Consider the following 13,066-nt stretch of genomic DNA (forward strand, 5'->3'; position numbering starts at 1 on the left):
ATTTAAAACTTTGTCGTTTTTCTCATATCAACATGGCGTTATTTTTATAAGAAAAATAAGTAACCTCTCGTATAGTTACTCCATCGAGAGGGCAACCTCTCAAATGAATTCCAGAGGTGGCATGGCAACATGTCACTCCGGCAGCAAGCGAAGGTGTCATTGACACCCGTGGTATAGTCCCCCCGGCTATACCACGATATTTTTTTCATCTCTCTCTAAACTCTTTATCTTATCCACCTTTTCAGCACAGTTCTGTTTTCACGAATTTCGCATCCCCCCACTACTCAAATGAACCAACGCACTCTAGATACAAAAATACAACCATTCATCTATTTGTCGCCGTAGGTAAATCCGTCCTCTTAAGCCATGTATGGTTATAGCTAAGAACAGCGCTACTAACAGATAGAGCGTGACCGTGCTTACGTATTGAGAATGGATTTGTAGGCTAGATGTGATGAAGAAGCAATGAGAATCACTGCATTGGTAGCTCTAGCAATAGTAGAGCACTATAAGCAGCTCCCCAGTCTTTTGAATATTCACTAGGGAGTGTGTAATGAGGTTTTTTAGTTGGTTTCTTGGCTTTCTTGAGTCAAAGCAAACTTGGAAGGAGGCAAACCAAAATGCAATTTAAACTTTTGGCTAAAGTAAGAAGGATCATTAAAGCCGCAGTTAAACGCTACTTCGCTGATTTTCTCGCCCGCTAATAACTGCTCACACGCCGTTTCTAAACGAACTTCGGTTACATAATCTTTTAACGTTCTTGACGAGGCTGATTTAAAGCGCCTCTGTAAAGAGCGTTCTGACATGAACAGCATTTTAGCCGCTAAAGCAGTACCAAACTCAGGGTCATGGTAATGCTCAGCCACCAGCTGATAGACTTTTTGCAACCATTCTTTCTCTGGGGTCACTTTATCTTCGACGAGAGGTTCAGACTCAAATTCTTGCAAAGATTCATCCACATAACTCATTTCCTTCGCAGTTGGCCATGTAATTTCGATTTTATTTTGAGCGTCGGAAGTAAACACCGCCAAGTATCCTCCACTCGTTGTCACTAACTGGGCAAGATGATCAATACTCAATTCAGAGTGGTTCATATTAGATGGACGCCCGGTCGTGACTTTATTAGGCAGTTGCGTCCCATAATCAAGAAAACTCAATGAAACAATATCATTGCCCTCTTCTAGCATGATTCTCACCGTTTGGCCTCGGAAAGAACGCTTGATGATATTGGCAAAAATGCTGTTGAAGATAACATCAAGGTTAAAGCTTTCCAGAGCAATTCGACTTGTTTTTCTCTCATCTTCAAGCTCCACCATAATCCCAGCCTTCGCAAAATCATCTTGCCATACATCAACCACCGATTGAGTTATCTGACTCAAATTGTAATTGTGACTGCCGCCGCTAGCTTCGCCAGGAACACTTTTTAACTCATTTAATTGCCATGTCGTTTTCGCCAGATGATCTTCCGTAGCTGCATCCAAAGGTATGGGTAATTTTGACGCTATAAAATCCACACTGGACTTAATAGATTGCGCCACGTGATCAACCAACAGGTTTCTGACTTGAATCTGTTTACGTAGCTGTTGGTTACTCGTCAACAACACTCGGCTTTGATGCCTCAACTGGTTAGTTTTGAGTGTCACTTGCGCAGCTAAATCACGGTTAGCCTGTACAACATAGCGAGAACGCCAGTACATAAGTAGTGCAACCATGGCAATACTCGCGACCACAAAACCTAAAATTGCGAGTTGCGATAAATACCAAGGATTAAGCACAATAAAATATGACTCGAGCCCAACCAATCCAGCAGCGACTTGAGACTCATTACTTACCTGTAGATGGTATTCACCGGAATTGAGATGCTCTAGAGTCAGTTGGCCTCCCTCTAGCGCTTGCCAAGGATCATCGCTATTCAATCGATAATACAAATTTTGGCTGTCTGGTTTTGGCATCACGCCAAATAAGAAACTTAGAGAAGAGCCATACGGTAATTTTATGCCATTCAAATCGGCGCTACCAACTTGTAGAATCCCGTTTTCAAGCACAACTTGGCTCACGATAAACTTCGACTCTGGAGGGTTGGACACAAGCAGCTTGGATGCTTCAGCTTTTACCAACCCGTATTTCGACCCTAGGACGAGCTCTCGCTCACCACCTTCTTTTTGCTGTATAACACTGCAGATTCCTGGTAGAAACTCGTTGTTCATTAAGCCAGACGCCGATGAATAATGTTTCACTAATTCACCCGAAAGGTGGTAATAGCTTAATCCGACAGAAGAGGCTAACCACACACCTTGCCTGTCTCTGATCAAGCAAGCAGGTCGCGCGTTGGGCACACTCATTTCAACAACATGTTTCTCGTTACTTCCTTTAATCGTTTTAAAAACGCCGTAAGATGACGCAAACCACTGACTGCCATCAACCGCCGTGACCATGTCTAATGATTCACCAAATTTTTCGGAATAGCGGATGAACTGGATGTTTTCATTGCTGTATTGATAAATCCCATGATCGGTCCCTATCAATAGAGAATCTTCAGTGTCGTATAAACGCGTAACCTTAGCTGGTAAGTACTGACTTACTAGCCACTCACTTCCAAAATTTCTTACGCTTTGCTTGGTTATATCAACATTGTAAAGATGGTATCCGCTTGATACCCAGAGACGCTCATTACCATCTACAGTCACATGCTCCACTGCGTGTCCAGCCATAACCTGTAAATAAGGAAATGTCACTTTGTTAAGACCATTCAGCTCGAATATTTCGAGCCCTTTAGAGGTCGCAAGCCAAAGCATCCCACCTTGAAATGCAAATTCATTGATCTGCGAATCAAGCTCCAAGACTTTGATGTTGCCACTCTCACCTGTCCGATAAAGCTTTCGGTCATCCGCGAACCAAAGCGCATCATCAGGTCCTGTGGAGGTTTGTCGAATTCGCCCTGATAAGGTTTGCGAGTCGTAACTACTGAAGGTTACTCGTTCAAACTTTTTACTAAACAAGGAGTAATAGCGAATGCCTTGGTTAGTCGCGATCCACATCCCTCCCATGTTGTCACTCAGTAGCGAATAGATCTTTGTATTATCCAGCTCCAGTTCAAGAAAGCTTGCAGGCTCGACTTCTGTCACTTCGCCTGACAAGAATGAGTATAAATACAGACCATGCTCAGTCCCCACCCAGTACTCTTGATTTGTCTCAGCGAAAGTCAACACATGAGAGCCGCCAATCTTAATCACCTCTTTATCAGGTTGATAAATATTGAAAATTAATGCCCCACGCAACGTTCCTACCAGAATTTCTCTGCGCGTGTGTGAGTAGTAGATCTTTTCAATGTAGTTCTGACCTGAAGCGACTACATGGTCAAACTTATCTCCTTCTGAAAGATAAAAGCCAGAAGTTGTAGCAAGTGCCCACTTCTCTTCGAGCAGAACTGCATCGTTAATATAAACATAGCTATTGTTGCTATGTTGATAGAGCTGCAACAAAGAAAAGGACTTTAACTCGCTAGTATCGATGTTGTAAGTATAGAAATGTGCGCCATCACTAACCCAAATATAATCTTCAGAAGAACCGATTTTTCTTATTTGCGACCCGGGGTTTAAGCTAAAGACTAAACGTCTTTCTTGATTTGGATAAGTTTGATACACCTCATTCTCAACAAAGGTCCAGAACGAGCCTTCATGATAAGCCAGTTGCTTGGCAGACGTTTGTAAAAAACTGCCTGATTTAGGTAGGATATTTTGGCCATCATAAAACAACACCCGCCCATGCACGTCGTGAATCCACAAGCCCCCTTGCTCACCCAAGAACAATTTTTTAGCCGCAATAAAAGTACCCTTAACCTGAGTCGGCAAAGGGTAAAAGATGGCATTCGCATTATGAAGAGCAAATGCTTGGAAAGATAGGAAAAAGCCCAACAAGACAAGGGCTAATTGGCGTAGCAAGACGAAAACCTTTTATATCAATTTGTGCTCGGCGCTCACCGTCCATATCTTCTGCAGCATGGACTTATACGGTTATTTTGAGCTGCTAATTATTGATAATGATATCTCAATTACTGTTTGAGAAAAGGCTCGCCTTGCCAAAGGTTGTAATTCTTACTACTGGATCACGTTAAAAGGACTATTCCTACACAACAACACTACTTAATCCGTCTTTTGGCTCAAGCACTGCTCAAAATTATTCGCCATATTGTTGAGAAAAGTAAAGTAACTGCCCGGTTTTGCTTCAATTGTGCTCCCTAATGGGTCAAGTTCACCTTTGGCAACTTTGCTACCTCGCATCACGCTCTGAACGACAGCTGGAGTAAACTGAGGTTCAGAAAACACGCAGGCTACATCTCCTGAACTTAACTTTTGACGAATTTGGATTAAGGTTTTTGCGCCCGGCTTACGATCCGGGCTCACGGTGAAGTGCCCCATTTGATTTAACTCATAACGCTCTTCGAAATAACCATAAGCATCGTGAAACACAAAGTAACCTTTGTCTTTTACTGGCGATAATTTCTTCTTGATCTCTAGGTCCGTCTGGCTGAGCTCAGTTTCAAATTTTTTAAGGTTTTCTTGGTACTGTGCTGCATTTTCCGGATCAAGTGCTCCCAGTTGATTCACGACAGCTTTGGCAACTTGTTGTGCTTGACTTACACCTAACCAAAAGTGCGGATCGTGTGAACCATGATCGTGGCCATCATGGTCATGGTTGTGCTCACTATCAAACTCACGCAAATCTAGATCTGGAATTTGACTAATAGTCAGAGTATTCGATCTGTCTGACACAACTTTTTCCAGAAACGGTTCGAGATCATGTCCGTACCAAATAACTAAATCAGCAGAAGCGATTTTCTTAACATCCGATGGGCGTAAAGCGTAATCATGGGGCGAAGTGTTGGACTGCAGTAATACATCTGGCGAAGTCACCCCTTGAGTAAGTTCTGTCACTAATAACTGAATAGGTTTGATACTCGTTAGTACCGTTACTGCGTGTGCTGGCAACGTTAGCATCGCTGACGCAGCAAGAATTAATGCTCTTTTCATAGTTTTACTTGGGATATGGTGTAGAAAGTGTGATAATGTTACATTATAACATTATTGATTTGCAAATGAGTTTCATTCATGTCTTCCTTAGTCCATCTTGATCACTTATGCGTCGAGTTCGATGGCCGCAGAGTTCTCGATAACATTAGTATGGAATTACAAAAGGGCAAAATAACAACCCTAATTGGTCCCAATGGAGCGGGAAAATCAACGTTAGTCAAAGTCATTTTAGGCCTTCAAAAACCGACTAGCGGCAAATTAAACCGACAAAGAAAACTAAAAATTGGTTATGTTCCTCAAAAATTGAAGCTCAATGACTCTCTTCCATTGAATGTCACCCGTTTTCTAAATTTAGCAGGAAAATACAGTAAACAAGAATGTATTGATGCATTAAGGCTTGTTGGCGCTGAGCATTTAATTAGTAGTAACATGCATCGCTTGTCAGGTGGTGAAAACCAACGCGTATTACTTGCGCGTGCTTTGCTTCAACGCCCAGAGCTGTTAGTGCTAGATGAACCTGCGCAGGGTGTGGATATTCAAGGTCAAATCGATCTCTACGATCTAATTGAAAGCATCCGTCACCGATTCGATTGCGGTGTATTTATGGTGTCACACGACTTACATTTAGTAATGGCCAAAACAGATGATGTCATTTGTCTGCATCACCATGTTTGCTGTTCTGGTTCACCTGCCACGATTACTCAGCACCCTTCTTACATCGCGCTATTTGGCAATGCAGCGAGAGAATCGCTCGCGTTTTATCATCACGACCATGAGCATCATCATCACGATTTATCCGGAACGCCAGTTACTGGCGATGCGACATCATGCTCCAACCATAAACACGGACATCATCACCATGATTGAGTTTCTTCTACCTTCTATTCTTGCTGGTATTGGCATCGCGATCATAGCAGGTCCTCTTGGGTCATTTGTCGTTTGGCGCAAAATGGCTTACTTCGGTGATACCCTGGCACATGCTTCATTGATGGGTTTGGCATTAGGCTTTCTGCTCAACGTGAACCTTTATCTTGCACTACTCGTTTGCTGTTTAGCTCTGGCCGTTTTGCTTGTCACTCTGCAAAAGCAACAACTTGTGGCTACAGACACGTTGTTAGGTATCTTGGCACACAGTGCACTCTCTATCGGCTTAGTATCGGTTAGCTTTTTGGAAAACGTGCGCGTCGATTTAATGAGCTACCTATTTGGGGACTTACTTGCAGTCTCTCCACAAGATCTGATGTTTATTTACGCAGGTGTTGTTGCGGTAAGTGCATGTTTGTACGTCTTCTGGCGCCCACTGCTTTCTAGCACTGTTAGTGAAGAACTTGCCGCTGTTGAGGGCGTAAATACAGACTTAGTTAGATTGGTGTTAATGCTAATGGTGGGTGTAGTAATCGCAGTAGGTATGAAGTTCGTTGGCGCGTTGATCATGACTTCGCTCCTAATTATCCCAGCAGCAACAGCTCGTAAAGTATCTTCATCACCAGAGCAAATGGCATTGTTCGCATCCATTATTGGCTCTGTGGCAGTACTGATGGGGCTTAGCCTATCATGGCACTTCGATACGCCGGCTGGCCCATCAGTAGTAATCAGCGCAACATCTCTGTTTATGCTTAGCCAATTTATTCGCCAAAAATCGTAAAAAGTACCTTGATACAAAAAAGCCTAGCAATAATTGCTAGGCTTTTTTAGCTTTAAGCTTCGAGTTGGAAATTACCAGCCCGTTACTTCACGTAGACCTTGGCCGATCTCTGCTAGAGATTTCACAGTCTTAACGCCCGCCGCTTCTAGTGCAGCAAATTTGTCTTCAGCAGTACCTTTACCGCCAGAGATAATCGCACCAGCGTGGCCCATACGTTTACCAGGAGGAGCAGTTACACCAGCAATGTAGGAAACCACTGGCTTCGTTACGTTTTCTTTAATGTATGCTGCTGCTTCTTCTTCTGCTGTACCACCGATTTCACCGATCATAACAATCGCTTCAGTTTCAGGGTCCTCTTGGAACAGTTTTAGGATATCAATGAAGTTTGAACCTGGGATTGGGTCACCACCAATACCAACACAAGTAGACTGGCCGAAACCTTCGTCTGTTGTTTGCTTAACTGCTTCGTAAGTTAGAGTACCGCTGCGAGATACGATACCTACTTTACCTTTCTTGTGGATGTGACCAGGCATGATGCCGATCTTACACTCGTCAGGAGTGATAACACCCGGACAGTTAGGACCGATCATACGAACGCCAGTTTCTTCTAGCTTCACTTTCACGTCGATCATATCTGTTGTAGGGATGCCTTCCGTGATTGTTACGATTAGCTCGATGCCGGCATCAATCGCTTCTAGAATTGCATCTTTACAGAAAGGTGCTGGAACGTAGATTACTGTCGCTGTTGCGCCAGTTGCTTCTACTGCTTCGCGAACTGTGTTGAATACAGGTAGACCTAGGTGAGTTTGGCCACCTTTACCAGGAGAAACACCACCAACCATCTGAGTGCCGTATGCGATAGCTTGCTCTGAGTGGAAAGTACCTTGACCACCAGTGAAACCCTGACAGATTACTTTAGTGTCTTTGTTAATTAATACAGACATTATTTAGCCTCCGCAGCAGCAACAACTTTCTGAGCAGCATCCGTTAGCGACTCAGCAGCAATGATATCAACATCAGAATTAGCAAGAACTTCGCGACCTAGGTCAGCGTTAGTACCTTCTAGACGAACAACAACAGGTACGCTTACACCTACTTCTTTAACCGCACCGATAATACCTTCTGCGATCATGTCACAACGTACGATACCACCGAAGATGTTAACAAGTACCGCTTTCACGTTGTCATCAGATAGGATGATCTTGAATGCTTCAGCAACACGCTCTTTCGTCGCGCCGCCACCTACATCTAAGAAGTTAGCTGGCTTGCCGCCGTGTAGGTTTACGATATCCATCGTACCCATTGCTAGGCCAGCACCGTTAACCATACAGCCAACGTTACCGTCTAGTGCTACGTAGTTCAGTTCCCACTGAGCTGCGTGCGCTTCGCGCTCATCTTCTTGTGATGGATCGTGCATTTCACGAAGCTTAGGCTGACGGTACAGTGCGTTTGAGTCGATGTTGATCTTACCGTCAAGACATAGCAGGTTGCCTTCGCCAGTAATCACAAGTGGGTTGATCTCAAGTAGAGCAAGATCGTACTGGGCGAACATCGTGCCAAGACCCATGAAGATCTTAACGAATTGTTTGATTTGGTCACCTTCAAGACCAAGTTTGAACGCAAGCTCGCGACCTTGGTAAGCTTGTGGGCCTACTAGTGGATCGATTGCTGCTTTGTGGATAAGCTCCGGCGTTTCTTCCGCAACTTTTTCGATTTCCACACCACCTTCTGTTGAAGCCATGAAAACGATCTTACGGCTTGCACGGTCAACAACCGCACCTAGGTATAATTCGTTTGCAATGTTTGAAGCTTCTTCAACAAGGATTTTTGTAACTGGCTGACCGTTAGCGTCAGTTTGGTAAGTCACTAGGTTTTTACCTAACCACTTTTGTGCAAACTCTTTAACGCCTTCTTTTGTATCGTGCAGCTCTACACCGCCCGCTTTACCACGGCCACCAGCGTGAACCTGACATTTAACTACTTTCTTTTCTGTACTGATACGGCCTGCAGCTTCAAAAGCTTCTTGTGGTGTATCACACGCGTAGCCTTCTGGCACAGGCAAACCGAATTCTGCAAACAGCTGTTTGGCTTGGTATTCATGCAAATTCATTTCGATATTCCGTTTGTTTTTCCCTTAAGGGATTTATTATTTCCATAACGCTGCAGTCTTGGCTGCTTGTACGTCTGTAGGGTCTTCTCAAATCAATCCCTCATCACGAGTACTCATGGTGTGGGATTCAAATGAAGGCCAGACGTTGAGCTAGTCTAGCCATTGAAATTTTTAACGTCTAGCTACCTACGATAACTAGACGTTTTAGCGATATTAAACGTCTAATAGGAGACGTGCTGGATCTTCTAGCAACTCTTTAATCGTCACTAGGAAGCCAACAGACTCGCGACCATCAATTAGGCGGTGATCGTAAGACAGCGCTAGGTACATCATCGGCAAGATTTCAACTTTGCCATCCACTGCCATCGGACGCTCTTGGATCTTATGCATACCAAGAATCGCTGATTGAGGTGGGTTGATGATTGGTGTAGACATTAGTGAACCGAACACACCACCGTTTGTGATAGTGAAGTTACCGCCCATTAGCTCGTCTACCGTTAGCTTGCCATCACGACCTTTGATAGCCAGTTCTTTGATGCCTTTTTCAACATCAGCGAAACCAAGCTTGTCACAGTCTTTTAGGACAGGTGTAACTAGACCACGTGGTGTTGATACCGCCATGCTAATGTCGAAGTAGTTGTGGTAAACAATGTCATCACCATCAATCGAAGCATTTACTTCTGGGTAACGCTTAAGCGCTTCTGTTACAGCTTTCACGTAGAAAGACATGAAGCCTAAACGAATACCGTGACGCTCTTCGAACTGATCTTTGTACTGCTTACGAAGGTCCATGATTGGTTTCATGTTCACTTCGTTAAACGTCGTTAGCATTGCCGTGTTGTTCTTCGCCTCTAGTAGACGGTTAGCGACTGTCTTACGCAGGCGAGTCATTGGAACACGTTTTTGGCTACGAGCCGCTGCCGGCACGTCAACCACTGCTGGTGCTTCTTCTTTTGACGCAGCTTTAGCGTTCGCAAGATGCGCTTCAATATCTTCGCGCGTAATACGACCACCAACGCCAGTGCCTTTCACTTGGCTTGCTTCTAAGCCATGCTCAGCCAATAAACGACGTACTGCTGGGCTTAGTGCATCATTGCTTTCTTCGCTAAGCGCAGCTTTATGACGTTTATCAGGAGATGCTTCCGTACCTTCTGTTTTGTCTGCGGTAGGCTCACCTGCAACTGCACCTGGCTTCAATTTAGCAATGATTTGTTTAGAAAGTACTGTCGCACCTTCTTCTTCAACGATAGCTTCCAAAACGCCTGCTTCCGGAGCTGGCACTTCTAGCACGACTTTGTCTGTCTCGATGTCAACCAAAACCTCGTCACGCTCTACTGCGTCGCCTGGTTGTTTGTGCCATGTCGCTACGGTTGCATCAGCAACTGATTCAGGTAAATCTGGAACCAGAATTTCAATTGTCATATCTGTTTCTTCCTTTAACTTCTAGTTCTTAATTCGAAGTTTTTGAGTTCACGTTCAGAGCGTCTTCAACCAACGCTTTTTGTTGTTTCAAGTGCACCGACATGTAGCCAACTGCTGGCGAAGCAGAAGCTGGGCGACCTGCGTATTTAAGATCTGCACCTGCAGGAATAGCGGCACGGAAGTTGTGTTGGCTACAGTACCAAGCACCTTGGTTCTGAGGCTCTTCCTGACACCACACGAAGTCTTCAACGTTAGTGTATTGAGCAATCGCTGCTTGTACTTCTTCCATCGGGAATGGATAAAGCTGCTCGATACGCACGATAGCGACATCGTCTTGCTCGTTGTTACGGCGCTGCTCCAGTAGGTCAAAATAAACCTTACCTGAACAGAACACGACGCGTTTTACTTTGCTTGGGTCTAAATCATCTACTTCTGGAATTGCAGATTGGAATGTACCGTCCGCTAAGTCTTCAATTGTCGAAGTACATAGGGGATGGCGCAGCAAAGATTTTGGCGACATAACAATCAGAGGTCGACGCATTGGGCGTACAACTTGACGACGAATCATGTGGTATACCTGAGCCGGTGTTGAAGGAACTACAACCTGCATATTTTGCTCAGCACACAACTGAAGGTAACGCTCTAGACGTGCAGAGGAGTGCTCAGGGCCTTGACCTTCGTAACCGTGAGGTAGAAGCATTGTGAGACCACACAAGCGTGCCCATTTCTGCTCACCTGACGAGATGAATTGGTCAATCACAACCTGCGCGCCGTTGGCAAAGTCACCAAACTGCGCTTCCCAAATAGTCAAGCCACCTGGCTCTGCTGTTGCGTAACCGTATTCAAATGCCAATACAGCTTCTTCTGACAGTACTGAGTCAAACACTTGGAATGGACCCTGATTGTCATGAATATTCGCTAATGGAATGTACGTACTTGCATCTGTTTGGTTATGAAGAACCGAGTGACGGTGGAAGAAAGTACCACGACCCGAATCCTGACCAGAAAGGCGAATACGCTTACCATCATCAACTAATGTTGCATACGCGAGAGTTTCTGCCATACCCCAGTCGATTGCTTTTTCACCGGTCATCATTGCTAGGCGATCGTTGTAAAGCTTATTAACACGGCTTTGCAGTTTATGGCTTTCTGGATACTGACAAAGACGATTACCCAACTCGATAAGACGCGTCTTGTCATATTTTGAATCCCACTCCATATCCCATTCATGCCCTAGGTAAGGGGACCAGTCTACAGAGTGCAACGCCATTGGACGCCATTCTTTAACCACCACTTCACCGCGGTCTAATGCGTCGCGGTACTCATTGACTAACTGAGTCGCTGTCTCGATATCTGATTCGTTTTTATCGATCAGAATATCCGCATACAATTTGCGTGGTGTAGGGTGTTTTTTGATTTTTTGGTACATCAAAGGCTGAGTCGCGTTTGGCTCATCGGCCTCGTTGTGACCGTGGCGACGGTAACACACCAAATCAATCACGACATCGCGCTTGAACTCGTTGCGGTAATCCAAAGCAATACGAGTAACAAAAGCAACTGCTTCTGGGTCATCGGCATTCACATGGAAGATTGGCGCCTGAACCATCTTAGCGATATCTGTACAGTACATCGTTGAACGCGTGTCACGAGGGTTAGACGTCGTAAAGCCAACTTGGTTGTTAATAACGATACGCACCGTACCACCGACTTGGAAACCACGAGCCAGTGACATGTTGAACGTTTCGGCAACCACACCCTGACCAGCGATTGCAGAGTCACCGTGGATAGTGATAGGAAGCACTTTGCTACCTTGATTATCACCCAAGCGATCTTGGCGTGCTCGCACCGACCCCATGACTACTGGGTTGACGATTTCTAGATGCGATGGGTTAAATGCAAGAGCTAAGTGAACATCACCACCTGGGGTAGCAAAGTCGGCAGAGAAACCTTGGTGATATTTCACATCACCCGTGCCCCAAGTTTCGTCGTGTTTACCGGCAAACTCATCGAACAGATCTTGAGGCTTCTTACCAAGCACGTTCACCAGCATGTTCAAACGACCACGGTGAGCCATACCGATAACCACTTCACGCATCCCACTTGTTCCCGCATGACGGATCAACTCTTTCGTCATCGGAATCAGTGCGTCACCACCTTCTAGAGAGAAACGTTTTGCACCTGGGAATTTCGCCCCGAGGTAACGCTCCAAACCTTCAGCGGCTGTTAGCTCTTCTAGGAATGTGCGCTTCTCATCTTTGTTGAATGATGGCTGGCCTACGACAGACTCAAGACGTTGTTGGATCCAACGTTTTTGCTCTGTGTCAGTCATGTGCATGTATTCAGCACCGATGGAACCGCAGTAAGTTTTGTTGAGGGCTTCATAGATGTCTTTCAACTTCATGGTTTCTTGCCCAACAGCAAAAGAACCTACGTTGAAAGTTTCTTCGAAGTCATCTTCGGTAAGATTATGAAAAGCAGGGTCTAACTCCGCCACGGTTGGGCGTTGCCATAGACCTAGTGGGTCTAATTCTGCAGCTTCATGTCCGCGGAAACGGTATGCGTTGATTAGCTGTAGAACTTTTACTTGTTTTGCATCGACATCTGGGTCACTAACTTGGACATTGTAATGCTTTGTTTCTCTAGCGAGTCGACGGAAGTAGTCACGGACACGTGAATGTGGTTGTTCTGCCACTTCTTCTGACGGCTTAGGTAAGCCTTCAAAAACACGTTTCCACTCCTCACTTACCAGATCGGGATCACTTAGATACAGTTCGTAGAGGTCCTCTACATACGTTGCATTGGCGCCAGCCAAGTGTGAAGACTCGAGCCATGCCTTCATCACGCCGTTGTGCATATTTT

8 protein-coding genes are annotated in these 13,066 nt (G+C 45.0%); 2 read left to right on the plus strand and 6 right to left on the minus strand.

Annotated features, from left to right (window positions below; translation table 11 throughout):
- Positions 1-563 precede the first annotated feature (563 nt).
- Positions 564-3,941, minus strand: a complete 3,378-nt coding sequence (locus tag CAG69_RS05965) for an AraC family transcriptional regulator (protein ID WP_161443167.1) — start codon at positions 3,939-3,941, stop codon at positions 564-566.
- Between the two features lie 201 nt (positions 3,942-4,142).
- Positions 4,143-5,030 (minus strand): zinc ABC transporter substrate-binding protein ZnuA, encoded by an 888-nt coding sequence (gene znuA / locus CAG69_RS05970; protein WP_161443169.1) that lies wholly within the window; start codon positions 5,028-5,030, stop codon positions 4,143-4,145.
- Positions 5,031-5,108: 78 nt separating this feature from the next.
- Here znuA and znuC point away from each other — a divergent pair, with 78 nt between their 5' ends.
- Positions 5,109-5,897 (plus strand): zinc ABC transporter ATP-binding protein ZnuC, encoded by a 789-nt coding sequence (gene znuC, locus CAG69_RS05975; RefSeq protein ID WP_161443172.1) that lies wholly within the window; start codon positions 5,109-5,111, stop codon positions 5,895-5,897.
- Positions 5,890-6,675 carry a zinc ABC transporter permease subunit ZnuB gene (gene znuB, locus CAG69_RS05980; RefSeq protein WP_047009526.1) on the plus strand — a complete coding sequence of 262 codons (786 nt, stop codon included), beginning with the start codon at positions 5,890-5,892 and terminating at the stop codon, positions 6,673-6,675. Before znuC ends, znuB begins: the two co-directional genes overlap by 8 nt.
- A gap of 71 nt (positions 6,676-6,746) precedes the next feature.
- Here znuB and sucD read toward each other — a convergent pair whose 3' ends face one another.
- The 4 genes from sucD to sucA all read right to left on the minus strand — a co-directional run bounded on the left by sucD (position 6,747) and on the right by sucA (position 13,061).
- Positions 6,747-7,619 carry a succinate--CoA ligase subunit alpha gene (gene sucD / locus CAG69_RS05985; RefSeq protein WP_005382181.1) on the minus strand — a complete coding sequence of 291 codons (873 nt, stop codon included), beginning with the start codon at positions 7,617-7,619 and terminating at the stop codon, positions 6,747-6,749.
- Positions 7,619-8,785 (minus strand): ADP-forming succinate--CoA ligase subunit beta, encoded by a 1,167-nt coding sequence (gene sucC / locus CAG69_RS05990; RefSeq protein ID WP_104971395.1) that lies wholly within the window; start codon positions 8,783-8,785, stop codon positions 7,619-7,621. Before sucC ends, sucD begins: the two co-directional genes overlap by 1 nt.
- 213 nt (positions 8,786-8,998) lie before the next feature.
- Entirely contained in the window at positions 8,999-10,207 is a 1,209-nt protein-coding gene (gene odhB, locus CAG69_RS05995; protein WP_161443174.1) for a 2-oxoglutarate dehydrogenase complex dihydrolipoyllysine-residue succinyltransferase, read from the minus strand.
- A 28-nt stretch (positions 10,208-10,235) separates the two neighbouring features.
- Entirely contained in the window at positions 10,236-13,061 is a 2,826-nt protein-coding gene (sucA, locus tag CAG69_RS06000) for a 2-oxoglutarate dehydrogenase E1 component (protein ID WP_005393014.1), read from the minus strand.
- Between the last annotated feature and the right edge of the window lie 5 nt (positions 13,062-13,066).

It is taken from the genome of Vibrio sp. V43_P6S15P86 (genome assembly GCF_009904725.1).
GTDB classification, from domain to species: Bacteria; Pseudomonadota; Gammaproteobacteria; order Enterobacterales; family Vibrionaceae; genus Vibrio; species Vibrio diabolicus.